The following is a 24,762-nucleotide window of genomic DNA, read 5'->3' as shown; positions in this document are numbered from 1 at the left end:
CGCCGTCGGGTGTCCGTCATGCCAGTGGCTCGACCTCCGGCAGCGCTCAGACGCGCAAATAAATATCGCAATCTACATTCTCGACTGCAAACACACAGCACAGCGAACTGCAGCAAATCGGCAGCGTCTTAGGGCAACCCATGCGCATTCGCGGCGCTTTGCCCGAACAATTGCTCCTCCTGCGTCTTTCGGGAACGCTTTTCGTGACATCGCCGTTGCGGACCGGGCTTCGGCGCCACGTCGGCGGCCGGCAGAAGACAGGGACGGAACATGACCAAGTTCTTTCGCAGTACAGCGACGGCCGCGATCCTCGTACTCGGCGCGGCGACCGCCCTGGCCCAGGGCGGAGGCGCCGGTGGTGCCGGAGGAGGCGCGGGCGGTGGCAGTGGCGCGGGCGGTGGTGCCGGAATGGGAGCCGGCGGCGCAGGCGGAGGCGCCGGTGGTGCTGGAAGCGGTGTGGGCGGCGCGGGCGGCGGAGCGGCGAGCGGCCCCCGCGGCGGTGCCGGTGAGGCGGGTGGTGCCGGAGGCGCCCGCAGCGGCGGCGAAGTCGGCGGTACCCGCGGAGGCGAGACCGGTGGCGCGGCAGGCACTCCGGTACGCGGCAGCGAGCCGGGAGAGGCCGGCACGCGCGGCGGCCGAGACGGCGGCCCGGCCCGCGCGGGAGAATCAGGCGAGCGCAGCAATCACGAGACGGGCCGCGATGGCGGCAGCGAGCGCGACGGCCGGGGGAGCCGTGATGCGGCCGGAGAGCGCGGCAACCGTGACACCGGCCGCGACGCGGCTGGCGAGCGGGGGGCCGGCGAGCGAGCCGGCCGCGGGGCTGCCTCGGAAGCCCGCGGCGCCTCCAAAAGCCTGAGTTCGACCCAGCGCACCGAATTCCGCCAATCGATCACCCGCTCCAATGTCCGGGCGGTCACGAATGTGAACTTCGCGGTTCGCGTCGGCACGGCCATCCCGCGCTCGGTTTCGCTGCACCCGCTGCCGCCGGCGATCCTCTCGCTGGTGCCGGCCTATCGCGGCCTCCAGTTCATCCTGGTCGGGGATGACATCGTCATCATCGATCCTGATACCTACGAGATTGTGGACGTCATCCCAGCCTGATCCGAATCCCTCATGGGGCAAAAAGGGGCGGCGGCGCAAAGGTGCCGCCGCCCTTCGCGTGTCTGCGCTCGTCTTGCGGAACAGGAGAGGAACGTCTAGGCTGTTCGCGCTTTGTTTTCAATGATTCTGCGGCGTCCCCGGCCGCCGTCGACAGCAGGTGCCGCATGCTGACCCGCAAGCAACTCGAACTGCTTCAGTTCATCCAGCAGAGGATGCAGGAGAGCGGCGTGCCGCCGTCCTTCGACGAGATGAAGGACGCGCTCGATCTCAAATCAAAGTCCGGCATCCACCGCCTGATCATGGCGCTGGAGGAGCGCGGCTTCCTGCGCCGCCTGCCGAACCGGGCCCGAGCCATCGAGATCCTGCGCATGCCCGACATGCCGGCGGCCAAGCCGGCAACGGCCCCGGAGCCGCGCCGCTTCACTCCAAGCGTGGTCGAGGGCGGCCTGTCGGGCAAGCCGCCCGCGCCGAAGCCGCCGATGCTGCAGGCCCATGACGGCAACGGGCAGTCGGTGATGGTCCCGGTGATGGGCCGGATCGCCGCCGGCACGCCGATCTCGGCGATCGAGAGCCAGAGCCACTCGATCTCGATGTCCCCCGATTTCCTCTCGGGCGGCGAACACTACGCGCTGGAAGTGCGCGGTGATTCGATGATCGAGGCCGGCATCCTCGACGGTGATCTCGTGGTGATCCACAAGCAGGATACCGCCAATAACGGCGACATCATCGTGGCGCTGATCGACGACGAGGAGGCGACCCTCAAGCGCCTGCGCCGCCGCGGCTCCTCGATCGCGCTCGAGGCCGCCAACCCGTCCTACGAGACCCGCGTGCTCGGGCCCGACCGGGTGCGCATCCAGGGCAAGCTCGTCAGCCTCGTACGCCGCTACTGAGGCGTTTCGCCAGGCGGCGGGTCCGACGGATCCGCCGCACCGGGGTCACCGAATGTTTGTGACGGCGACGGAGCCGCTGGCGTCGCCACGCTGGCGGGTTTGGGCTGCCAAGGCTTCGGCGGGCCGGTTCCGCGCGCGGTGACGACCTCCGGCTCGGCCGCCCCGAGGCGGATCGCGGTGGCACCTCGCGCCGAGAGGAAGCTGCGGTCCACGATCAACGATGCGGCACAACCCGATGGCGCGCGCAGGCGGGTGATCAGAATGACGGCCCGCGCGCAATCCTCGGCAAAGGCGCGCTTGTCGGTGACGAGGGCGACGGTGCTTCCGTCGATGGCCGCGAGGATACAGCCGAGACGGTCACAGCGCGGCCCGGTGGCTCCGGTGACCGCATCCGGGCGGCGCCCGTCGCCATCGGCCTTCAGCCATTGTTCCAGCACGAAGCCGGGCGGACGCCCGAGGACGACGAGGTGCCCGTCCTGGCCGCGGATTGCGGCGCCGGCTCCGTCGCGGTCGATATAGATGTCGTAGCGGATCGGACTCGCGGCGAGCGCAACACCGAGTCCCGCCGGCACGAGGGCAAGCAGCCGCAGCCGCGACACCGGCAGGGTCGCGAGGAGGAGGGCAGCGGCGAGCAGCACCAGGGCGCCGGTCCCGAAGGCGGGCAACACCATGTTGGCCTGTCCAAACCCGGCGATCCAGGCCGAGATTTCGAGCATGCCCCGCACCGCAAGCCCCATCAGCCACCAGACAGGGCGATCGAGGGCGAAGGGATAGGCCAGCATCCCGAGCACCGCCGCGGGCATCACCGCGAGCGAGACGAGCGGCAGGGTCAGCGCATTGCCGACCAGGCCGAAGGGCTGCACGGTCTGGAAGTGGTAGGTCGCGAACGGCGCGGTGGCGATCTGTGCCACCAAAGTCGTTGCCAGCGTGCCCACCACCGCCGTCGCGACCCACGACGCGGCCCGCGCGATGCGGGACGGGCTGTCGGTCCGGAAGACGCGCCCGTCGATGAGCGGCGCGCAGGCGATCAGACCGGCCACCGCCCCGAACGACATCTGGAAGCTCGGGCCGAGCAGTGCTTCCGGCTCGCGGGCCAGCGCCAGGATCGCGGCAAGCGCGAGATTGCGCATGCTAAGCGCCGGACGATCGACGAGGATCGCGCCGAGCATCACCAACGTCATGATCAACGCCCGCTCGGCGGCGACGTCCCAGCCCGAGAAGGCGCAGTAGGCGGTCACGCCCAGCATCGCCGCGCCGGCCGCGATCTTCTTGATCGGCCAAGCGAGCGCCAGCACCGGCACCAGGGCGAGACTGGCCCGCACCAGCCAGAACACCACGCCGGCGGCGAGCACCATGTGGAGCCCGGAGATCGAGACGACGTGGTAGATGCCCGCCGCCCGCAAGACGTCGTTCGTCTCGTTGGCGATCAGTCCACGCTTTCCCGTGACGAGGGCGGCGGCGACGGCGCCGGCCTGTCCGCCGATCGCGTCGGTGATCCGCCGGGTGAAGGCGTTGCGGGCGGCATCGATGCTGGCCGCCACATGCAGGGACCAGGGGAGCGGCTCGGACGGCACCCCGACCTCGACCTTGCCCACCAGCGATCCTACCGCTCCGATGCCGCGGAAATAGGCGTCGCGCGCGAAGTCGTAGCCGCCCGGTCGCACCGCTTCCGGCGGCGGCAGCAGACGGGCAGTGGCGCGGATCGTGTCGCCCGGCCGCACCGCCTGCGCCGCGCGATAGGAGACCCGCACCCGCCGCGGGCGGCTTTCCGCATCGAGGTCGCCGAAGCTCGCGACCCGCACGATCAGCCGCGCACCGCCCTCCCGTTCGTCGAGGCCTTCGACAAGGCCCGCGAGCGGCGCGATGGTGATGCGCGTCAGCACCGGCCCCGCGACGGACGAGACCCGCCAGACGCCGGCGGCGAAGCCGAGGAAGAGGGCGGCGAGGGCGAGCATCAGAGCGAGCGCGAACGGACGCGCCCGCAGGACGAAGGTGACGGCGAGGCAGAGCGTGGCGGCGATCAGCGGGGCGGCAAGGGCAGGTTCCCCATCCGTTGCCGTGAAGAAGACGAGAATGCCGGACCCGAAGGCGACGGCGAGCCAAGGGAACAGCCGGCGCTGCTCGGCCTCGCGGGCAAGGGTCGCGCCGAGCCCGTCGACGGCACCCTGCCAGAGTTGCGAGGGGATGGGGAAACGGCCGGCGAGGAGGGCCGGAACCGCCCCGCTCACCGCCCTGCCGCCGCCCTGCGCCATGCCCCGCCACGTCCCGAGACCTGCGATGCCCGCGCAGCGGGCAATCGTGACGAATTCTTAACGCATCCGCTCGCTCGTGCTACACGCCCGGCGAGACCGGCCGCGGCCGCCCTCCCGCCATCCCGCACTTTTTTCTAAAGAAGCTTCTCAGCCGCCGATGTCGTCACCGGTCGTCACGCGCTTTGCGCCCTCGCCCACGGGCTTCCTGCATATCGGGGGAGCGCGCACGGCCCTGTTCAATTGGCTCTATGCGCGCCGCTTCGGCGGCCGGATGCTGCTGCGCATCGAGGACACCGACCGCGAGCGCTCGACGCAAGCGGCGATCGACGCGATCCTCGACGGGATGCGCTGGCTGGGCCTCGATTGGGACGGGGAGGTGATCTACCAGTTCGCCCGCGCCGAGCGGCACCGCGCGGTGGCCGAGAGCCTGCTCGCCTCGGGCAACGCCTATCACTGCTACGCCAGCGCCGAGGAGCTGGCGCAGATGCGCGAGACCGCCCGCGCCGAGGGCCGCGCCCCGCGCTACGACGGCCGCTGGCGCGATCGCGACCCGTCCGAGGCGCCGGCGGGCGTGAAGCCGGTGATCCGCCTGCGCGCGCCGACCGAGGGCGAGACCGTGGTCGAGGACGCCGTGCAGGGCCGCGTGACCTGGGCCAACCGCGACCTCGACGACCTTGTGCTGCTGCGCTCCGACGGCACGCCCACCTACATGCTCGCCGTCGTGGTGGACGACCACGACATGGGCATCACCCAGGTGATCCGTGGCGACGACCACCTCACCAACGCCGCCCGCCAGAGCCAGATCTACCGCGCGCTCGGCTGGGACGTGCCGGCGATGGCGCATATTCCGCTGATCCACGGGGCGGACGGCGCCAAGCTGTCCAAGCGCCACGGCGCGCTTGGCGTCGAGGAGTACCGCGACCGCGGCTACCTTCCGGCGGCCCTGCGCAACTACCTCGTCCGCCTCGGCTGGAGCCACGGCGACCAGGAGGTCTTCTCCACCGAAGAGATGATCGCCGCCTTCGATCTGAAGGCGATCGGCCGCTCTGCGGCGCGGTTCGACTTCACCAAGCTGGAAAGCCTCAACGGACTCTACATCCGCGGCAGCGACGATGCGGTGCTGGTCGATGCCATCGACGCGATCCTGCCGGCCCGCGGCCCCGAGCGCGGCCTGCCGACCAAGCTGACGCCGGATCTGCGCGAAAAACTCCTGTCGGCGATGCCCGGCCTGAAGGAGCGCGCCAAGACCCTCGTCGAACTCCTCGACAGCGCCTACTACCTTTATGCTCCTCGCCCGCTCGCTCTCGACGCCAAGGCGGAAGGCCTGCTCACCGGGGACGCGCCGGAGCGGCTGCGCGCTCTTCTTCCGGCGCTGGAGGCCCTTCCGGAATGGAGTGCGGCCGCGACGGAGGCTGCCGTGCGCGGCTTCGCCGAGAGCCAGGGCGTCAAGCTCGGTCAGGTCGCTCAGCCCCTGCGGGCGGCGCTCACGGGTCGCGCCACCTCGCCGCCGGTCTTCGACGTGATGGCCGTGCTCGGCCGCGATGAGGCACTCGCCCGCTTGGCGGACCGCCTTCCGACCTGACGACGATTCACGCGACGGATCAACGCATCGCGTCTTCAGCGTGCGTTGATCGGATCGATGTGCCAGGCCGTGAGTTCGGCAGTGGAGACTTGCGCGAGCCCTGGAATGACAATTTAAGGCAAATGACATCTGGAGCTTCCAGCCTCCGGAGATCGTATGCCGGAAATCCGGAAGGTCTTGCTCCGAGGACGGTTTCTCAACCACCTTCGCACCGGCAGGAGTCTGAGGCAGCCTGAAACCTGCCTCCAGGGTCCCGTCAAATCGCGTTTCATTCGGCTCGGAAAGTGACAGACTCGGCCTGTTTTTCGCATATGCGAAGACGCGGGGAACGGCCTGCCGTTGCTGGCCGCCGACCGATCCGCTAACCCGGTGCCTCAGTGAGTGGGCGCAGTGCTCTGCTGCGGCGCCACAACGGAGCGGGAGGCGACGTCTTCCGCGCCAGTGCTGTTCCCGTCGCGAGAAAGGGTCCGCGATCCCATGAGCGCTTCCGCCAGCACCATCATCGTGGGCGACAAGAACGTCGAATTGCCCATCAAGACCGGAACCATCGGCCCGGACGTGGTCGATATCGGCAAGCTCTACGCCCAGACCGGCAAGTTCACCTTCGACCCGGGCTTCACGTCGACGGCCTCGTGCGAGTCGAAGATCACCTATATCGACGGCGACGAGGGCGTGCTGCTCTACCGCGGCTATCCGATCGAACAGCTCGCCGAGCAGGGCGACTTCCTCGAGACTGCCTACCTGATGCTGTTCGGCGAATTGCCGTCCTCCGCCCAGAAGGCGGATTTCGATTACCGGGTCACGCGCCACACCATGGTGCACGACCAGATGAACCGCTTCTTCCAGGGCTTCCGCCGCGACGCCCACCCGATGGCGGTGATGGTCGCCTGTGTCGGCGCGCTGTCCGCGTTCTACCACGACTCGACCGATATCTCGGACGAGTCGCAGCGGATGATCGCCTCTCTGCGCATGATCGCGAAGATGCCGACGCTGGCGGCGATGGCCTACAAGTACACGATCGGCCAGCCATTCGTGTATCCGAAGAACGACCTCGACTATACGTCGAACTTCCTGCGGATGTGTTTTGCGGTTCCGTGCGAGGAATACGCAATCAACCCGATCTACGCGCGGGCGTTGGACAAGATCTTCATCCTGCACGCCGACCACGAGCAGAACGCCTCGACCTCGACGGTCCGGCTCGCCGGCTCCTCGGGCGCCAATCCCTTCGCCTGTATCGCCGCCGGCATCGCCTGCCTGTGGGGACCGGCGCATGGCGGCGCCAACGAGGCGGCGCTGAAAATGCTGATGGAGATCGGCCACCCCGAGAACGTGCAGAAATACGTCGCCAAGGCGAAGGACAAGAACGATCCCTTCCGCCTGATGGGCTTCGGCCACCGGGTCTACAAGAACTACGACCCGCGCGCGCGCATCATGCAGAAGACCACCCACGAGGTGCTGAACGAGCTCGGCCTGAAGGACGACTTGCTGGAGGTCGCGGTGCAGCTCGAGCAGATCGCGCTGAAGGACGAGTACTTCATCGAGAAGAAGCTCTACCCGAACATCGACTTCTACTCGGGCATCACCCTCAAGGCGCTCGGCTTCCCGACGTCGATGTTCACCGTGCTGTTCGCGCTGGCCCGCACCGTCGGCTGGATCGCGCAGTGGGCCGAGATGATCGAGGATCCGTCCCAGAAGATCGGCCGCCCGCGGCAGCTCTATATTGGCCCCGACCGGCGCGACTACGTTCCGATCGGCCAGCGGAGCTGATTAGACTACCGCCTCCGGGCCTCGCCGCCCGGAGGCTTGGCATCCTCAGATCTTGAGATCGCGCTTCAACCGCACGATCATCCGGTCCAGCGCGCCAAGGAAGGCCGAGCGGTCCTTCGGCGAGAACGGCTTCGGCCCGCCGGTGATGGCGCCGGCCTCCCGCAGATCCTGCATCAGATTGCGCGTGGCGAGCGCGAGGCCGACGGACGCGTCCGTGAAGGCCTTGCCGTTCGGCGCCAGCGCGATCGCGCCGGCCTTCACACAGCGGCTCGCCAGCGGCACGTCGGCCGTGATGACGATGGCACCGGGGCTCACCCGTTCAGCGATCCAGTCGTCAGCCGCATCGAACGTGTCGCCGACGACGACGCGCTCGATCCAGGGCTCGCGCGGCAAATTCAGAAAGCTGTTCGAGACGACGAAGACGTGGAGGCCGTAGCGCCCGGCGACGCGGTACACCTCGTCCTTCACCGGGCAGGCGTCGGCATCGACGTAGATCCTGATCGTTGGCGTCGCCGCGTTCTCGCTCATGCCGCCCGCCGCGCCTTCAGCACGATCCGGGCCGCCGCCCGGCTCGGTTCCTCGTCGTCGGGCAGCCGCATCCGGCCGTCGATGCGGGCAAGCGCGTCGAGCTGGGTTCGCCGGGCCGGGCCGCCCGCGAGGAGCGGCGCCAGCGTCCCGGCCAGCCGCTCCGGCGTGCAATCGCCTTGCACGAATTCCGGCATGGCGTTCTCGGACAGAATCAGGTTCGGCAGCACAATCGTCGGTACCTGGATCAGGCGCCGGGCGATCACCTCCTCGACCCGCGAGACCTTGTAGGCCACCACCATCGGCACGCCGGCGAGCGCGAGTTCGAGCGTGACGGTGCCAGAGGCGGCGAGCGCCGCCCGTGCCCGGCGGAAGGTGGCGTACTTGTCGGCCTCGCCGTGGACGATCCGCGGGTGCCGCTCCCAGGCGGCGGCGAGGCGCTCGATCAGGGCGCGGTGGCGGCTCACCGCCGGCAGCTCGACCTCGAACGGGCCGACCCGCTGGATGAGTTCGGCGACGGTGAGGCCGAAGACCGGCATCAGTCGCTCGATCTCGGAGCGGCGGGAGCCCGGCAGCACGGCGAGGACCGGAGGGCGCCCCTCGCGGATCGTGGTCTCCTCGGGGGAGGGACGCAGCTCGGCCAGACGCTCAATCAACGGGTGGCCGACATAGGAGCAGGGCGGTCCGCCGAGGCGGCGATGCGCCTCCGGCTCGAAGGGCAAGAGGGCGAGCACATGGTCGATGAAGGGCACCATGCCCTTGGCCCGCCACGGCCGCCACGCCCAGACGCTCGGCGAGACGTAATCGACGATCGGGAGATCCGGCAGACGCTTGCGCACGCGGGTGGCCACGGCGTGGGTAAAGCCGGGACTGTCGATGATGACGAGCACGTCGGGCCGGCCTGCCACGACGTCGTCCACCGTCTCACGGATGCGCCGCAGAAGGGTTCGGGCGCGGGCGAGCACCGGCAGGTAGCCCATCACCGCCACGTCATCGATGGGGAAGAGCGAGCGGAAGCCCTCCGCCTCCATCGCCTCGCCGCCGACGCCGCCAAGCGTCAGGGGCGCGGGCGCGAGCGCCCGCAGCGCTCGGATCAGCTTGGCGCCGAGTTGGTCCCCGGAATCCTCGCCAGCGACGAGCCAGATCCGCCGGTGCGTCACGGGGCGACCTCCACGCCGATCAGGAACAGACCCGCCGCATCCGCGGCCGCCACCGTGCAATCGGTGTCGATCACCAGGGTGTGGCCGGCGCCGATGGCGATGCCGGCGCATCCCGCTTCCGCCGCCCGGCGGACGGTGCGCGGGCCGATGGCCGGCAGGTCGATGCGCAGATCCTGGCCGAGCTTCGGCAGCTTGACGAGCACGGTCCCCTTGGTGGGCGTGCCGCGGCCGAAGGGCTTGCGGTTGAGCGTGCGGGCACGGGCGAGCATGCGGTCCGTGCCCTCGGGGCCCTCGACGGCGATGACCCGCTCGCCCGCCACCACGGCGGCCTGCCCCACATCGAAGGGGCTCAGGGCGGCGAGCATGGCACGTCCGGTGGCGATCGAGAGGGTGGCGTCGGATTCCGGCTCGAACCGGCCGAGACGGCCGAGACGGCCGAGGAGATCAGGGGCAACCTCGTGGACGCCGAGCACCCGGTGCCCGTTCTCCTCCAGGAGCGAGAGCACGGCCCGCAGCAAGCGGTCGTCGCCGCCCGCGAGGCTCTTCAGGATGTCTCGGTTGCGCACCGCGTGCGCCGCGTTGAAGAGGGCGGCCGGGCTCGGGCGGGTGACGCCGCCGGCCGGAACCACGGCCGCGGGCGCCCACTCCTTCAGGATGCGCAGGGTACCGGGGATGTCGAGGAGATCGACCACCGCATCCGCGCGGCGTCGCATCACCCGCTCGGTGAAGCCACGAACGGCCAGGACCCGGAACGGCCGGCGCGCCCGGTCGAGGGAGGCCGCGACCAGTTCCGGCAGGTGGCCCGCGCCGGCCACCAGGGCGAGGGGCCGGGAGGGATCGATCACGGCCGATCGCCTCAGGCCGCCGCGGCGACGGCGCGGGGCGTGCAGATCGAGCGCTTGCCGCCCGCGCGGATGAAGGAGAGGATTTCGTGGATCGCCGGATGGGTGTCGAACTCCGCCGCCACGTCCTCGACGCGCTCCATCAGGGTGCCCTCTTGCGCGAAGAGCAGCCGGTAGGCGCGGCGGAGCGCGTGGATGTCCTCGCGCGAAAAGCCGCGGCGCTGGAGGCCGATGATGTTGAGCCCCGACAGGTAGGCGCGATTGCCGAGCACCATGCCGTAGGGGATGCAGTCGTTCTCGAGCCCCGAGAGGCCGCCGACAAAGGCGTGGTCGCCGACGCGGGCGAACTGGATCACCGCCGCGCCGCCGCCGAGGATGGCGTAGTTGCCGACCGTGCAATGGCCGGCGAGCATCACGTTGTTGGAGAAGACGACGTGGTCGCCGACCCGGCAATCGTGGCCGACATGGCTGTTGGCGAGAAAGGCGCAGCCGTTGCCGACCACGGTCTCCAGACCGCCGCCGGCGGTGCCGGGGTTCATCGTCACGCCTTCGCGGATCAGGCAATCGGAGCCGACGGCGAGCGTCGAGGGCTCGCCGCGGAACTTCAGATCCTGCGGCGGGTGGCCGATCGAGGCGAAGGGATAGATCTTGGTCCGGGCGCCGACCGTGGTGCGGCCGGCGACGACGACGTGGCTGATCAGTTCGCAGCCGTCGCCGAGTACGACCTCGGGCCCGACATGGCAGAACGGGCCGATCCGCACGCCGTCCCCGAGCCGGGCGCCGTCCTCGATGACGCTGCTCGGGTGAATGCCGTCCCGCACCATGCTCACTCCGTCACCAGCATGGCACCGATCTCGGCCTCGGCCACGAGCGTGCCCTCGACGCGGGCCTCGCCGCGGAACCACCACATGGTCTTGCGGTGGTTGATCTTCTTCATGTGGAAGCGCACCTGGTCGCCGGGCACGACGGGCTTGCGGAACTTGCACTTGTCGATAGTCATGAAGAAGACCTGCTTGGTCTTCAGCTCGTCGCTCATGATGTGGCGGCAGCAGATCGCGCCCGCCGTCTGGGCCATGCCCTCGATCAGCAGTACGCCGGGAAAGACCGGCAGGCCGGGAAAGTGCCCGGTGAATTGCGGTTCGTTCGCCGTGACGTTCTTGATGCCGATGCAGCTCTCGTCGCGGTCGATCTCGATGATGCGGTCGATCATCAGGAAGGGATAGCGGTGGGGCAGCAGTTCCAGCACCTTCTGGATATCGGCCGAACCCAGCTCCCGCGTCTCGCTCATCGGTCCCAACGCTCCCCGCCCATGCTTGCCCGGCGACAATTACCGCACGTTCCCGTGCCCTTTGCCGGTGGTCTCTATCCGGTGAAGGCCGTCCTCTTCGGCAGAAAATCGGGCAGATGCAAGACTTTTGCACAATCCGGCACGGGCGGCGGCACCGCTCGTGAAGTCGATTCAGACGATCCGGCGGTCCAGGCGGATGATGCGGCACGGATCGCCCGCCTTAGCCGGGCTCGCGTGGGCTGAGCGGATCAGCAGGGCCTCGCTGGTACCGAGCACCGAGAGCATCGAGGAATCCTGGCGCGTCTCGGGATGGACGACCGGCAGCCGGTCCGGCGCGGTATCGAGGCGGGCGCGCAGGTAGTCCTGGCGGGCGTCGTTTTCCGGCATGTCGCGGCCGAGGATCGCCGGCTCGCTGCGGTCCGCACCCGCGCGCGGATCGCCGAGAAGGGCGCGGATCGCCGGCACCACGAAGAGCAGGCCGCACACGATCGAGGAGACGGGATTGCCCGGCAAGCCGATCACCTGCATCGCACCCAGCCGGCCATGCATCAGCGGCTTGCCAGGGCGGAGCGCCACCCGCCAGAAGCCGAGTTCCATCCCCTCGGCCCCGAGCGCTGCCTGGACGAGGTCATGGTCGCCGACCGAGGCGCCGCCGAGGGTGACCAGCAGATCGGCCTCCGCCGCCTGCGCGCGGCCGACGGCCTCACGCAGGGCGCCGAGATCGTCGGTGACGATGCCGAGATCGACGACCTCGGCGCCCGCCTCCAGGCTCAGCGCTCCGAGCGCCAGGCCGTTCGAGGCGACGATCTGGTCCCAGGCCGCCGGCTCACCTGGGCGCACCAGTTCGTCGCCGGTGGCGAGCACGGCCACGCGCGGCTTGCGCCGAACCGGCAGCACGACGTGGCCAGCGCTGGCGGCCAGCGCGAGGCGGCGAGCGTCGAGGGTTTCGCCGGCCCGCACCAGCGTCTCGCCCTCGCGGAAATCGAGGCCAGCGCGGCGCAGGAAGCGGCCCGCCGCCACCGGCTCGCGGGCGGTGATCGTGTCGCCGTCGGCCTCGGCGTTCTCCTGGATCAGGATCGCGTCGGCGCCCTCGGGCACCGGTGCGCCGGTGAAGATGCGCACCGCCTCGCCCGGCCCCAACGTTCCGGAAAAACCGTGCCCGGCCGCGCTGGTGCCGACCCGACGCAGCCGCGCCGGTACCGCCGCGACGTCGGCGGCGCGCACGGCGTAGCCGTCCATAGCGGAAGCGGGGAAGGGGGGCTGCGTGCGCCGCGCCGCGAGGTCGGAGGCCAGCGTCCGGCCGGCGCCCTGAGCAATCGGAATCTCTTCCACCGCCACCGGACCGGGGATGGCGGCGAGGATCTTTTCGAGCGCCTCGGTGACGGACAGCAGGCTCATGCGTCGGCCGCCCAGGCCCCGGACTTGCCGCCCTCCTTCGACAGCAGGCGGATACCCTCGATCCGCATGCCGCGATCGGCGGCCTTCACCATGTCGTAGACGGTCAGGCACGCCACTGAGACGGCGGTGAGCGCCTCCATCTCGACGCCGGTCTGGCCCTGCACCTTCACCTCCGCGGTGAGGCGCAGGCCCGGCAGGGCGTCGTCCGGCTCGCAGGTGAGGCGCACCTTGGTGATCAGCAGCGGGTGGCAGAGCGGGATCAGCTCATGCGTGCGCTTGGCCGCCATGATGCCGGCGAGCCGGGCCGTGCCGATGACGTCGCCCTTCTTGGCGTCGCCCTCGCGGATCAGCGCCAGGGTCTCAGGGAGCATCACCACCACGCCCTCGGCGACGGCCGTGCGCGAGGTCGCGGCCTTGTCGGAGACGTCGACCATGTTGGCCGCACCGGTCCGGTCGATATGGGTGAGGGTGGCGCCGCTCACCGGCCGGAATCCCCGAACAGCAGCGCCCGCGTCGCGGCGGTGACGTCGGCCTGCCGCATCAGGCTCTCGCCGACGAGGATGGTGTCGAGACCGTGCTCTTTCAGCCGCAGTACGTCGGCGTGGGTGCCGATGCCGCTCTCGGCCACCGCGATCCGGTCGGCGGGAATGCCGGGCTTCAAGGTGATCGCCGTCGCGAACGAGACCTCGAAGGTCTTGAGGTTACGGTTGTTGACGCCGATCATCCGGGTGCCGAGCGGCACGGCGCGTTCCAGTTCCTCGGCGTCGTGGACCTCGACCAGCACGTCCATGCCGAGATCGTGCGCAGCCTCGGTGATGGCGGCGGCCTCGGCGTCGTCGAGGCAGGCCATGATGACGAGGACGCAATCGGCGCCCCAGGCGCGGGCCTCGTAGACCTGATACGGCTCGAACAGGAAATCCTTGCGCAGGACCGGCAGGTCGCAGGCCGCACGGGCCTGGGTCAGGAAGTCCGGCGCGCCTTGAAAGGAGGGCGTGTCGGTGAGGACCGAAAGGCAGGTGGCGCCGCCCGCGGCATAGGCTTTCGCCAGCGCCTTCGGGTCGAAATCGGGGCGGATCAGCCCCTTGGAGGGGGACGCCTTCTTGATCTCGGCGATCAGCGCCGGACGCCCCTCGCCGATATGCCGGGCGATGGCATCGGCGAAGCCGCGGGGCGGCTCGGCCTTGGCGACTTGCTTCTCCAGCTTGGCCAGCGGCACGCGCAGCTTCGCCTCGGCGATCTCGCGGCGCTTGTAGGCCTCGATCCGCGCCAGCACGCTCGCCCGCTCCGGGGCAGTGGCGGCAGGCCCGATGGTCACGTCGGCCACGATGTCGTCCATCGGCTTGTCCTTAGAACCGTTCGAAGCCGTCTATCATGCATTCGACACGGCGACGAGGCGCGCGAGCGCACCCCGCGCCGCGCCGGAATCGATCGCTTCCTGCGCCCGCGCCACGCCCTCGGCAAGCGAGCCGGCAGCACCCGCCACCACGAGGCCGGCGCCGGCATTCAAGACGGCGATGTCGCGGTAGGCGTTGCGGGCGCCCTCCAGCACGGCGCCGAGCGCCGCGGCATTGTGCTCGGGATCACCGCCGCGCAGGTCGTCGAGGGTCGCGAGCGGCAGGCCGACGTCGCGCGGATCGATGGTGAACTGCGTCAACGCGCCAGCCTCCAGCGCGACCACGGCGGTCGGCCCGGTGGTGGTGATCTCGTCGAGCCCATCCGAGCCGTGCACGGTCCAGACCCGGCGGCTCCCGAGCGTCGCCAGCACCCGCGTCAGCGGCTCGGCCCAGGCGGGCCGCGAGACGCCGAACACCTGCGCGGTCACGCCGGCCGGGTTCGAGAGCGGTCCGAGCATGTTGAAGATGGTGCGGAACGGCAGTTCGGTGCGCACCGGCGCCACGTGGCGCATGGCGCCGTGATGCGTCTGCGCGAACATGAAGCAGAGCCCCGCTTGCGAGAGGCAGCGCGCCAGGGCCTCGGGGGGCAGGCCGATCTTCACGCCGAGCGCGGCGAGCACGTCGGCGGCGCCGGAGCGCGAGGTGGCGGCACGGTTGCCGTGCTTGGCCACCGGCACACCGCAGGCGGCGGTGAGGATCGCGGCGAGCGTCGAGACGTTGTAGCTGCCCGAATGGTCGCCCCCGGTGCCGACGATGTCGATGGCGCCTTCGGGCGCCGCCACGGGCAGCATCCGCGCCCGCATCGCCGAGACCGCGCCGATGATCTCGTCCTCGCTCTCGCCACGGACCGAGAGCGCTGTGAGGAAGGCGCCGGCCTGGATCGGGGTCACTTCGCCCGAGAGCAGGTCGTCGAAGGCGGCGCGGGCCTGCTCGCGGCTCAGGGGGGCGCCGGACGCGACGGTCGCGAGATGGGTCTTGAAGGCATCCATCGGGGTCGTGGCTCTGTTCGAGCCCTCACCCCCTCGATCGAAGGGGGAGGGGGCGTGGCGCCGTCAATGCACGCCGGGGCCGGCCTTGTCACGCTCGGGCGGCGGACTCCCTGCGCCACGCGGCGGCGATGTCGAGAAAGTTGCGCAGGATCTGCGTACCGTGGTTCGAGAGGATGCTCTCGGGGTGGAACTGCACGCCGTGGACCGGCAACGTGCGGTGCTGCAGCCCCATGATGAGCCCGTCGGCCTCCGCCGTCACCGCGAGATCGTCGGGGCAGCTCGCTCGGTCGACCACCAGCGAGTGGTAGCGGGTGGCGGCAAAACCCTCGTTGATGCCGCGGAACACACCCTTGGCCTCGTGGCGGATGGTCGAGACCTTGCCGTGCATGGGGGAGGGCGCACGCACCACGTCGCCGCCATAGGCCTGCCCGATGGTCTGAAGCCCGAGGCACACACCGAAGATCGGGATCTCGGCGCCCAGCTCCTTCACCGCGTCGAGGCAGATGCCGGCCTCGTTCGGGGTGCAGGGCCCCGGCGAAAGCACGAGCGCGTCCGGCGCCCGTTCGCGAATGCCGGCGACGTCGATCTGATCGTTGCGCACCACGTCGATCCGCTCGCAGAGCGGGCCGATCAGGTGGACGAGATTCCAGGTGAAGGAATCGTAATTGTCGATGACGAGGACGTTGGACATCGAACTCAGCCGTAGCACCTTTAGTCCCGCCCATAGCCTCCTCCTGAGGTGCCGCGAAGCGGCCTCGAAGGACCCTCCAGGGATCGCACGAAATCTGGAGATCCTTCGAGGCCCGCTCACACGGGCATCTCAGGATGAGGCCGTGGCTTGGATGAACTTTGCGGAAGGGGTGGCGAGCGCCGGGCGGCAAGTCAAGGCGGCGTGAGCGCCGCCTACTGCCCGCGCTTGGCCCGGCTCGCGAACTGCACCGCATCCTCGGCCGCCCGGAACAAGGCCTTCGCCTTGTTCACGCATTCCTGCTGCTCGGAGTGCGGATCGGAATCGTAGACGATGCCGGCACCGGCCTGCACGTGCATGCGGCCGTCCTTCACGATCGCCGTGCGCAGGACAATGCAGGTGTCCATCTCGCCCCGCGCCCCGAAATAGCCGATGCAGCCGCCATAGGGTCCGCGCTTCTCGCGCTCCAGCTCGTCGATGATCTCCATCGCCCGCACCTTCGGCGCGCCCGAGACCGTACCGGCGGGAAAGCCCGCCGCCAGCGCCGAGAGCGCGTCGTGCTTCGGGTCGAGGTCGCCCTCGACGTTCGAGACGATGTGCATGACCTGAGAATAGTATTCGAGGAAGAACGAGTCGGTGACGGTGACGCTGCCGATCTTCGAGACGCGGCCAACATCGTTGCGGCCGAGGTCGAGCAGCATCAGGTGCTCGGAGCGCTCCTTCGGGTCGGCCAGGAGCTCGTCGGCCAGCGCCCGGTCCTCGGCCGGTGTGACGCCGCGGCGGCGAGTGCCGGCGATCGGGCGGATCGTCACCTTGTCGTCGCGCACTCGCACGAGGATCTCAGGAGACGAACAAACGACCTGAAACCCCTCGAAATCGAGGTAGCACAGGAACGGCGCCGGGTTGGTGCGGCGCAGGCTGCGGTAGAGCGCGAAGGCCGGCAGGGTGAAGGGCGCCTCGAAGCGTTGCGACAGTACCACCTGGAAGATGTCACCCGCGACGATGTACTCCTTGGCCTTCGCGACCATGCCGAGGAACGCCTCCGGCTCGGTGTTCGAGACCGGGGAGGGCAGGGGAAGGCTCGACACGTCCAGGCGCGCCTCGACCGGCAGGGGCCCTTCGAGGATCTGCGCCACCCGATCGAGCCGGGCCTGCGCCGCTTCGAGCGCGGCGCGTGCGCTGACGCCCGCGGCCGGGCGCACCGGCGTGACGACGGTGAGCGCGTCGGCCACCGCGTCGAACACCACCATCACCCGCGGCCGCATCAGGATCGCGTCCGGTACGCCGAGCGGATCGGGGTTCGGCTCGGGCAGCCGCTCCATGGCGCGAACCATGTCGTAGCCGAGATAGCCGAACAGACCCGCCGCCATCGGCGGCAACGCGGCGCTTTCCGCATCGTCGCCCACCGCGCTCTCGGCGATGAGCGCGCGCAAGGAGGCGAGCGGCGCCCGTTCATCCTGCACGAAGGCCGTGAGGCTGTCATCGCGGGCGATCTCCGGGCGCCCGTCGCGGCAGCGCCAGATCAGGTCGGGATCGAGCCCGATCATCGAGTAGCGCCCGCGCACCGCGCCGCCCTCGACCGATTCGAGCAGGAAGCCGGGGCCGGCATGCGTCGCCTTCAGCTTCAGGAAGGCGGCGACCGGCGTCTCCAGATCGGCCACCAGGGTCAGGCCGAGCAGACTTGCCCGGCCGGCCTCGTAGGCGCGCGCCACTGCTTCGTGCGCAGGCTCGGTCATCAGCGGCCTCAGTACTCGCCGCCGAACGCCCGGCGCAGGGCAGTCTGGTTCACGTTCACGCCCGCGCTCTTCTGCACCTCGGCGATGAACTCGCCGAGCATGTCGTCCGCGAGCGCCGTGCGCAGCGAATTGACGAGCTGACCGTCGCTCGGCGTGCCGGGGACGAAGGCCGGCACGGTGGCGGCGGTGACCTTGAACACCGCGCGGCCCTCGCCGGACGGCGCCGAGGCGGCCTTGCCCACCGGCGTCGTGAAGATGCGCTCGACGATATCGGCGGAGAGGTCGTCCTTGTTCTGATTGCGGGCGATCTCGGTGACGGTCTTCAGCGGAAGGCCTGCCTCCTGCGCCACGGTCTCGATCGCCTCACCCTTGTCCAGGCGCTCGGTCAGCTCCTTGGACTTGGTCACGAGGCGCTTCTCGACCTCAGCCCGGGTCCAGCCCTTCACCGCCTCGTCACGCACGTCCGCCAGCGGCTTCTCGTGCGAGGGGTCGATCTTGACGACGTCGTACCAGATCGCGCCGCCGGCCTTGGTGCGCAGAACCTCGGTGTCGTTGCCGACATCGGCGCGGAAGGCGGCCGGCAGCGTGGTCTCCTTATCCGGAATGCCGGCGACGGGCTGGCCGGACGGGTCGTTGCCCTGCGCGTCCACCGCCGGGATGGCGAGCAGCGTCAGCCCCTGATCCTTGGCGATCTCGGCCAGCGGCTTGGCGGCCGAACGGGCATCCTCGATCGCGTCCTGGACCTTGTCGAAACCGCCCTCGCGGACCCGGCGCAGCGCGATCTCCTTACGGATCTCGTCCTTCACCTCGTCGAACGGCTTGACCGTGCCGGGCTCGATCGCCGTGACGCGCAGGAGCACGGTGCCGAAGCGGCCCCTCACCGGCTCGCTCACCTTGCCTTGCTCCAGGGCGAAGGCAGCGTTGCCGATCGCCGGATCGAACAGCTCCGCCCTGGACAGCGTGCCGAGATCGAGCTGCTTCGGGTCGAGCCCGCGCTCGGCGGCGACCGTCTCGAACGGTGCCTGCCCGCTCTCGATCTTGGCTCGCGCCTCGCTCGCGGCCGCCTCGTCGGGGAAGCTGATCTGCTGGATCGTGCGCCGCTCCGCCTTGCCGAACCGGCTCTGGTTGGCATCGTAGACCTTGCGCGCCTCCTCGTCCGAGACCTCGTCGGGCTTGGCGAGCGCGGCGGGTTCGAGCACCAGCAGGTTGAGGCTGCGATATTCGGGAGCGCGGAACGAGGCTTTGTTGTTGTCGTAGTAGGCCTTCAGCTCGTCATCGGTCGGGGCCGGGATCTCGCCGGCGGCGGCGGGTGCCAGCGTCAGCACCGCGGCGTCGCGGCGCTCCAGGCTGTAGCGGTGCACCGCCTCGCGCATGGCCTGCGGCACCGGCGGATCGGCGACGATGGCGTCGGCCAGTTGCAGGCGGGCGATGACGGAGCGCTGCTCGCGCACGAACATCGCCTCGTTCAGGCCCGCCCGCTGGAGCGTCTGGAAGAACAGGGTCCGGTCGAAGCTGCCGTTGGCGTTCTTGAAGCTCGGCTCCTCCTGGATCGCACGCAGCACGGCCGCGTCAGAGACGGCGAGCCCGAGATCCCGCGTCTTCTGGTCGAGCGCCGCCTCGGTGATGAGTTGGGCCAGTACCTGCCGCTCCAGGCCCATCGCCCGCGCCTGGTCCGGCGTCAGCGTCCGCTTGAGCTGAGCCTGATAGCGCTGAAGCTGGTTCTGGTAGGCGGTGCGCACCTCCTCGGCCGAGATCGGCGTCTTGCCGACCGTGGCGACGGTCGTGCTCGAGCCGCCGCGGAAGAACTCCTCCACACCGAAGATCGCCACGCCGGCGATCAGGAAGGTGAAGATCACCGTCAGCACGACCTTGCCGAGCCAATGCTGGCTGGCACTGCGAATGGACTGGAGCATCGGACGCCCGGACCTAGATCTTGATCACGCCCGGCCTGCGAAAGCCGGGACCACATGCGAGCCACGCGATAGACGATCGGGGCGGCGGCGCAAAGGGCAGCGGCGCAAAGGGCATATGTTCCGCGGGCCCGCGCCGGGGCGGGACGGCTACAAAGGTCGTTTGCGCGCCTAAGCTTGCTCTGATAGGTCCGCCCACACGTTGGAACCCTTGGAACGAGACACGGAGAACCGGGACGCCATGGCAAGCGAGGGACGCCGTCCGCTGGTTGCCGGCAACTGGAAGATGAACGGTCTGCGCTCCTCGGTGCCGATCGTCGAGGCGATCCGCGACGGACTCCCGCCCGCGCTCACGGACAAGATCGACGTTCTGATCTGCCCGCCCGCGACGCTGATCTCCTCCTGCGTGGCCGCCGTCTACGGCTCGCCCGTCGCCATCGGCGGCCAGAACCTGCATGCCCGTCCCAGCGGCGCCTTCACCGGCTCGATCTCGGCGGAGATGTTCGCCGATCTCGGCGCCACCTACGTCATCGTCGGCCATTCCGAGCGGCGCGCCTACCATTACGAAACCGATGACGGCGTCCACGCCAAGGCGCTCGGCGCCCGCCGCGCGGGCCTGCGCGGCATCATCTGTGTCGGCGAGACCATGGAGGAGCGCCAGCAGGGCCGCGCCCTCGACATCGTGCGCGCGCAGCTCGCCATCGGCCTGCCGAAGGGCGCCACCGGCGAGGACACGGTGATCGCCTACGAGCCGGTCTGGGCGATCGGCTCGGGCCGCACGCCGACGGCGAAGGAGATCGCCGAGGTCCACGCCTCCCTGCGCGAGATGCTCGACAAGCTCGTCGGCGAGGAGGCGCACAAGATCCGCATCCTCTACGGCGGCTCGGTGAAGCCCGGCAACGCCCGCGAATTGATGGCGGTGGAGAATGTCGACGGCGCGCTCGTTGGCGGCGCGAGCCTCGTGGCGGAGGACTTTTTGGGGATCTGCCGCGCTTACGAGGGGTGAGCTTTTCTCGGTCGAGCCGCACCGCCGGCCTCATCGGGCCGGGGCTGCTCGGCACCCGGCTGCTTCTGTCCGCGGCCGGAACGATCCCCGTTCACCTGACGACCACGGCAGCGCAGGGCGCGGCGATCACGGCGCCAGGCGGGTGTCGGCTGACCGTCGATATCCCCAAGGGTTTTTCGTTCCAGCCATATGGCGAGAGCATCGTCCTGCGCCCCATCGGGCAGGAGGACCGGCGCAACGTGTTCGAGATCAGGCTGACGCCCGGACACAGCACAAACGCGACCGCCCTGACGGAGCGCCGACCGCTCGGTGCGACGACCGCCCGTTACCGGATGATACGCGAAACCGAGGGATCGGGCGGTGAGGAGACGACGCTCATCGCCGAGGTCCAGCGTGCAGGTGGCGTGGTCCGTCTCGAAGCGTCGTCGCAGCGAGATGACGGGGCCGAGCCGGATTTCGAACCGGCATGGTCCGCACTCGCGACCGCGCGCTGCACTGAGAGCCGCTGACCTGCCCGCCCGCTACAGCGCCTCGGGACCGCTCAGAACGCTGCCGAAATGATGCCGCCAGAGCTTGGCCCCGAGTGAGGCTGAACGGTCGAGGGACGACCCGACGCTGAGCCATGGCAGCAGGGTCGGGTGCAGGCCGGCATCGAACAGCATGAAGCCGGCGGCGAGACAGCAGGTCTCGGCCTGTACGCCGCAGACGAGGACGCGCTCGACACCGAGCGCCCTGAAATGCGCAATCAGCGCGGGCGGCGGCAGGTAGCCGTGCTTGACGAAGACCCGATCCGCCGGAACCAGCGGCGCCTCATCGGCCGGCGGCGTCCAGCCGAGCTGCCGCGCGAACGGTGTGACCGCCTCATCGTGCCGTTCGACGGTCGCGACGGTATGAAACGTCCGGCTCAGGGCGGTGATGCCGGCGACGACCGTGTCCGGCACGCGGAAGCTCGCTTGCACGTCGACGACGAGGAGCGCGCGGCGTTCCGCCGCCATGCCCGCCGCCCGCTCCGGCGTCAGCCCTGGCGGGCCGGCGCCTTGGACACGGCCTCCTTGGTCCGCTCGATCATCGCAAGCACGGCGACGTAGAACGCCTGCTGCAGCGGGCTCATCCCGTCCGGGCGGATGCAGTCGGAGAGGGCGGCCTGCACCTCATCGAGGGCGCCCGCCCGCCCCGCCGGATCGGGCCGCTCGAGGGCGATCCGCAGAAGATCGGACTGGACGGCGGCCATCTCCTCGCGGTCGGCGCGGTCGATGAAGGCGGCGAGCCGCCCGGCTTCGGTCTGGAAATCGGTCATCTCCGACTCCTTGCACGGGCCGTACCCCGATGGCCATGCGCGCTCCGCGTTTTCCCAGGGCTCTCGGCTGCGCGCACGGGCTTTGTCCCGCTCCGAGGCACGAAGGCCGGTTGGCGCGGGTGGGCAAACGGTGTAGGAGCCCCCACTTCGTGCAGCGGATACGCGGGCGCGCTGCTTTTGCGCGCGCCTCCCGTCCGGCACACCGACAGCGTCCGCGCGAGCGGGCACCGGAATCGCTATGCAGACCGTCCTCATCGTCGTCCACCTCATCATCGTGCTGGCGCTCATCGCCGTGGTGCTGCTGCAGCGCTCGGAGGGCGGGCTCGGGCTCGGCGGTGGCGGAAGCGGCGGCGTCTCCGGCTTCATGACCGGCCGGGGTCAGGCCAACGCGCTCACCCGCGCCACCGCGATCCTCGCGGCCCTGTTCTTCACCACCAGCATCGCGCTGGCGATCATGGCGCATCGCAGCGCCGCGCCCCGCTCGATCCTCGACGAGGCCGGGACGCAGCCGGGCCAGACGCAGCCGGCCGACAAGCCGGTGAACGCCGACAACCTGCTCGACACGCTGCGCGGCGGCGCGGGTCAGGGCGGCCAGCCCGCCTCCGTTCCGACCGATGCGCCCGCCAAGCCGGCGACCCCGGCTCCGGCTCCGAGCGCGCCGCCGGCCGCCCCGGCCACGCCGGAAGCCCCGCAGTCGCGCTGACGCTTCCGAGCCGCACCGTCTACGGATAAGACCCTTGCGGCCGGCGCATCGGCCGCAAGGATAGAAGAAACAAATTCCTCAACGGCATGAGGGGGATCGCCCCGTGCCGCGTCCCGTGTGGCCAGCGGGGTGCGGCAACCGTTGCGGTTTGGCGAATCGCTTGAGCCCCTTTATGGACCGAACCCCATGACGCGGTACGTTTTCATCACCGGCGGCGTGGTTTCCTCCCTCGGCAAGGGTCTCGCCTCCGCCGCCCTCGCGGCACTGCTTCAGGCGCGCGGCTACCGGGTGCGCCTGCGCAAGCTCGACCCCTACCTCAACGTCGATCCGGGCACGATGAGCCCGACCCAGCACGGCGAGGTGTTCGTCACCGACGACGGCGCCGAGACCGACCTGGATCTGGGCCATTACGAACGCTTCACCGGCCTTCCGGCGTCGCGCGCCGACAACGTGACCACCGGGCGGATCTACCTCGACATCATCACCAAGGAGCGGCGCGGCGACTATCTCGGCGCCACGATCCAGGTGATCCCGCACGTCACCAACGCCATCAAGGCGTTCGTGCTCGACGGCAATGACGATTACGACTTCGTGCTGGTCGAGATCGGCGGCACGGTCGGCGACATCGAAGGCCTGCCCTTCTTCGAAGCGATCCGCCAGATCGGCCAGGAGCGCCCGCGCGGCAGCGTCTGCTACCTGCACCTGACCCTGCTGCCCTACATCCCCTCCGCCGGCGAATTGAAGACCAAGCCGACGCAGCACTCCGTGAAGGAGCTGCGCTCCATCGGCATCCAGCCCGACATCCTGCTCTGCCGCTGCGACCGGCCGATCCCGGTGGACGAGCGGCGCAAGCTCGGCCTGTTCTGCAACGTCCGGGAGAGCGCGGTCATCGAGGCGCGCGACGTCGATACGATCTACGCCGTGCCGCTCTCCTACCGCGAGGCGGGGCTCGACCGGGAGATCCTGGCCCATTTCCAGATGGAGCCCGAGAGCGAGCCCAAGCTCGACCGCTGGCAGAATATTCTCGAGCGCGTGCGCAACCCGGAGGGCGAGGTCACCATCGCCATCGTCGGCAAGTACACGGGCCTGAAGGACGCCTACAAGTCGCTCACCGAGGCGCTCACTCATGGCGGCATCGCCAACAACGTGCGCGTCAACCTCGAATGGATTGAGGCGGAGGTGTTCGAGCGCGAGGACCCGGCCCCGTTCCTCGAAGGCCTGCACGGCATCCTCGTGCCCGGCGGCTTCGGCCAGCGCGGCGCCGAGGGCAAGATCCGCGCGGCCCGTTACGCGCGGGAGCGCAACATCCCGTATTTCGGCATCTGCTTCGGCATGCAGATGGCAGTGATCGAGGCGGCGCGGTCGCTCGCCGGCATCAAGGACGCCAACTCCACCGAGTTCGGCGAGACCAAGGAGCCGGTGGTCGGCCTGCTCACCGAATGGATGCGCGGCAACGAGCTGGAGCGGCGCGCGGCCGAGAGCGATCTCGGCGGCACCATGCGGCTCGGCGCCTACAAGGCGACGCTCCGCCCGGAGACCAAGATCGCGCAGATGTACGGCGACACCGAGATCTCGGAGCGCCACCGGCACCGCTATGAGGTCAACATGGCCTATCGCGAGTGCCTGGAGGCCAAGGGCCTGCGCTTCTCCGGCACATCGCCGGACGGTCTCCTGCCGGAGACGGTTGAACACGAGGGCCATCCGTGGTTCATCGGCGTCCAGTTCCACCCGGAGTTGAAGTCGCGCCCCTTCGAACCGCACCCGCTGTTCAAGGGGTTCATCGCCGCCGCGATCGATCAGAGCCGGCTGGTCTGAACCGACGAGGGAAGCACGGTTGACGACGATCTCGGGCCTTCCGGCCTTTCTTGCCTACTTCGTCGTCTCCCTCGGGCTGACCGCTCTCTACCTCGTGACCTACCTTACCGCGACGGCGCATCGGGAGATCGCCCTGGTGCGCGAGGGCAATCTCGCCGCCGCCCTGGCGCTGGGCGGGAGCCTGCTCGGCTACTCGATCCCGCTCTCGGCGGCGGTGCGCTACGCCGGCTCGCTCCTCGACTGCATCGTCTGGGGTCTCGTCGCCCTCGTGGTGCAGGTCGCAATCTACTGGCTGATGCGACCGCTGCTGCCGAACCTGTCGCAGCGGATCGACGAGGGTCAGACCGCGCCGGCCGTGCTGCTCGGGGCCGCCTCCCTGGCGGGCGGCCTCGTGAACGCCGCCTGCATGAGTTACTGAC

General features: G+C 69.8%; 24 protein-coding genes. 9 read left to right on the top strand and 15 right to left on the bottom strand.

From position 1 onward, the window contains the following. Positions 1 to 270: 270 nt before the first annotated feature. Both LPC10_RS23790 and lexA read left to right on the top strand, forming a co-directional pair. The gene (locus LPC10_RS23790; protein WP_231344707.1) at positions 271 to 1,101 is read left to right on the top strand and encodes a DUF1236 domain-containing protein; all 831 of its coding nucleotides are present in this window, start codon (positions 271 to 273) and stop codon (positions 1,099 to 1,101) included. Positions 1,102 to 1,265: 164 nt separating this feature from the next. Beyond that, complete coding sequence (gene lexA / locus LPC10_RS23785; RefSeq protein WP_108942535.1) at positions 1,266 to 1,991, top strand: transcriptional repressor LexA; 726 nt, start codon at positions 1,266 to 1,268, stop codon at positions 1,989 to 1,991. On the opposite strand, the gene LPC10_RS23780 is transcribed toward lexA, so the two are convergent. Beyond that, positions 1,985 to 4,243, bottom strand: coding sequence for a ComEC/Rec2 family competence protein (locus tag LPC10_RS23780; protein ID WP_231344706.1), 2,259 nt, complete (start codon positions 4,241 to 4,243; stop codon positions 1,985 to 1,987). The genes lexA and LPC10_RS23780 overlap by 7 nt on opposite strands. A 157-nt stretch (positions 4,244 to 4,400) precedes the next feature. Between LPC10_RS23780 and gltX the strand changes: the two genes are divergently transcribed. Both gltX and gltA read left to right on the top strand, forming a co-directional pair. Then, entirely contained in the window at positions 4,401 to 5,825 is a 1,425-nt protein-coding gene (gene gltX / locus LPC10_RS23775; RefSeq protein WP_231344705.1) for a glutamate--tRNA ligase, read from the top strand. A 477-nt stretch (positions 5,826 to 6,302) separates the two neighbouring features. Next, entirely contained in the window at positions 6,303 to 7,592 is a 1,290-nt protein-coding gene (gene gltA, locus LPC10_RS23770) for a citrate synthase (protein WP_108942529.1), read from the top strand. A gap of 45 nt (positions 7,593 to 7,637) precedes the next feature. On the opposite strand, the gene LPC10_RS23765 is transcribed toward gltA, so the two are convergent. The 12 genes from LPC10_RS23765 to LPC10_RS23710 all read right to left on the bottom strand — a co-directional run bounded on the left by LPC10_RS23765 (position 7,638) and on the right by LPC10_RS23710 (position 19,525). After that, entirely contained in the window at positions 7,638 to 8,120 is a 483-nt protein-coding gene (locus tag LPC10_RS23765; RefSeq protein ID WP_231344704.1) for a YaiI/YqxD family protein, read from the bottom strand. Then, entirely contained in the window at positions 8,117 to 9,277 is a 1,161-nt protein-coding gene (gene lpxB / locus LPC10_RS23760; RefSeq protein ID WP_231344703.1) for a lipid-A-disaccharide synthase, read from the bottom strand. The genes LPC10_RS23765 and lpxB overlap by 4 nt, the downstream gene beginning before the upstream one ends. Continuing rightward, complete coding sequence (locus LPC10_RS23755) at positions 9,274 to 10,122, bottom strand: LpxI family protein (RefSeq protein ID WP_231344702.1); 849 nt, start codon at positions 10,120 to 10,122, stop codon at positions 9,274 to 9,276. The genes lpxB and LPC10_RS23755 overlap by 4 nt, the downstream gene beginning before the upstream one ends. Before the next feature lie 11 nt (positions 10,123 to 10,133). Then, entirely contained in the window at positions 10,134 to 10,943 is an 810-nt protein-coding gene (gene lpxA / locus LPC10_RS23750) for an acyl-ACP--UDP-N-acetylglucosamine O-acyltransferase (protein WP_231344701.1), read from the bottom strand. Positions 10,944 to 10,945: 2 nt separating this feature from the next. Beyond that, positions 10,946 to 11,407 carry a 3-hydroxyacyl-ACP dehydratase FabZ gene (fabZ, locus tag LPC10_RS23745; protein ID WP_231344700.1) on the bottom strand — a complete coding sequence of 154 codons (462 nt, stop codon included), beginning with the start codon at positions 11,405 to 11,407 and terminating at the stop codon, positions 10,946 to 10,948. A gap of 171 nt (positions 11,408 to 11,578) precedes the next feature. Continuing rightward, entirely contained in the window at positions 11,579 to 12,805 is a 1,227-nt protein-coding gene (gene glp, locus LPC10_RS23740) for a gephyrin-like molybdotransferase Glp (protein WP_231344699.1), read from the bottom strand. Further along, a complete protein-coding gene (moaC, locus tag LPC10_RS23735; protein ID WP_231347134.1) occupies positions 12,802 to 13,239 on the bottom strand; it encodes a cyclic pyranopterin monophosphate synthase MoaC in 438 nt (145 codons plus the stop codon). The genes glp and moaC overlap by 4 nt, the downstream gene beginning before the upstream one ends. A 44-nt stretch (positions 13,240 to 13,283) precedes the next feature. After that, on the bottom strand, positions 13,284 to 14,141 hold the full coding sequence (gene trpC / locus LPC10_RS23730; RefSeq protein WP_231344698.1) for an indole-3-glycerol phosphate synthase TrpC: 858 nt from the start codon (positions 14,139 to 14,141) through the stop codon (positions 13,284 to 13,286). 33 nt (positions 14,142 to 14,174) lie between these two features. Next, on the bottom strand, positions 14,175 to 15,188 hold the full coding sequence (gene trpD, locus LPC10_RS23725) for an anthranilate phosphoribosyltransferase (RefSeq protein WP_231344697.1): 1,014 nt from the start codon (positions 15,186 to 15,188) through the stop codon (positions 14,175 to 14,177). An 88-nt stretch (positions 15,189 to 15,276) separates the two neighbouring features. Beyond that, positions 15,277 to 15,879 carry an aminodeoxychorismate/anthranilate synthase component II gene (locus tag LPC10_RS23720; protein WP_231344696.1) on the bottom strand — a complete coding sequence of 201 codons (603 nt, stop codon included), beginning with the start codon at positions 15,877 to 15,879 and terminating at the stop codon, positions 15,277 to 15,279. 212 nt (positions 15,880 to 16,091) lie between these two features. Beyond that, positions 16,092 to 17,612: an anthranilate synthase component I gene (trpE, locus tag LPC10_RS23715; protein WP_231344694.1), complete on the bottom strand. Its 1,521-nt coding sequence runs from the start codon at positions 17,610 to 17,612 to the stop codon at positions 16,092 to 16,094. An 8-nt stretch (positions 17,613 to 17,620) separates the two neighbouring features. Further along, positions 17,621 to 19,525, bottom strand: a complete 1,905-nt coding sequence (locus LPC10_RS23710; protein ID WP_231344693.1) for a SurA N-terminal domain-containing protein — start codon at positions 19,523 to 19,525, stop codon at positions 17,621 to 17,623. Positions 19,526 to 19,763: 238 nt separating this feature from the next. On the opposite strand from LPC10_RS23710, the gene tpiA reads away from it, so the two are divergent. Both tpiA and LPC10_RS23700 read left to right on the top strand, forming a co-directional pair. After that, positions 19,764 to 20,528 (top strand): triose-phosphate isomerase, encoded by a 765-nt coding sequence (gene tpiA, locus LPC10_RS23705; protein ID WP_231344692.1) that lies wholly within the window; start codon positions 19,764 to 19,766, stop codon positions 20,526 to 20,528. Beyond that, on the top strand, positions 20,525 to 21,037 hold the full coding sequence (locus LPC10_RS23700) for a Tsi3 family protein (RefSeq protein WP_231344689.1): 513 nt from the start codon (positions 20,525 to 20,527) through the stop codon (positions 21,035 to 21,037). The genes tpiA and LPC10_RS23700 overlap by 4 nt, the downstream gene beginning before the upstream one ends. A 12-nt stretch (positions 21,038 to 21,049) precedes the next feature. Here the strand turns inward: LPC10_RS23700 and LPC10_RS23695 are convergent, their stop codons facing one another. Together LPC10_RS23695 and LPC10_RS23690 are read right to left on the bottom strand one after the other, a co-directional pair. After that, positions 21,050 to 21,523 (bottom strand): cysteine hydrolase family protein, encoded by a 474-nt coding sequence (locus LPC10_RS23695; RefSeq protein WP_231344687.1) that lies wholly within the window; start codon positions 21,521 to 21,523, stop codon positions 21,050 to 21,052. Between the two features lie 20 nt (positions 21,524 to 21,543). Beyond that, positions 21,544 to 21,825 carry a hypothetical protein gene (locus tag LPC10_RS23690; protein ID WP_231344686.1) on the bottom strand — a complete coding sequence of 94 codons (282 nt, stop codon included), beginning with the start codon at positions 21,823 to 21,825 and terminating at the stop codon, positions 21,544 to 21,546. Positions 21,826 to 22,063: 238 nt separating this feature from the next. On the opposite strand from LPC10_RS23690, the gene secG reads away from it, so the two are divergent. The 3 genes from secG to LPC10_RS23675 all read left to right on the top strand — a co-directional run bounded on the left by secG (position 22,064) and on the right by LPC10_RS23675 (position 24,761). After that, complete coding sequence (gene secG, locus LPC10_RS23685) at positions 22,064 to 22,528, top strand: preprotein translocase subunit SecG (RefSeq protein ID WP_231344684.1); 465 nt, start codon at positions 22,064 to 22,066, stop codon at positions 22,526 to 22,528. Between the two features lie 186 nt (positions 22,529 to 22,714). After that, entirely contained in the window at positions 22,715 to 24,343 is a 1,629-nt protein-coding gene (locus tag LPC10_RS23680) for a CTP synthase (protein ID WP_231344683.1), read from the top strand. A 19-nt stretch (positions 24,344 to 24,362) separates the two neighbouring features. After that, a complete protein-coding gene (locus LPC10_RS23675; RefSeq protein WP_108942497.1) occupies positions 24,363 to 24,761 on the top strand; it encodes a DUF350 domain-containing protein in 399 nt (132 codons plus the stop codon). The last annotated feature ends 1 nt before the right edge of the window (position 24,762 follow it).

Source organism: Methylorubrum sp. B1-46 (assembly GCF_021117295.1).
In the GTDB taxonomy this organism is placed as follows: Bacteria; Pseudomonadota; Alphaproteobacteria; order Rhizobiales; family Beijerinckiaceae; genus Methylobacterium.
This window is presented reverse-complemented; position numbering and strand designations above follow the sequence as displayed.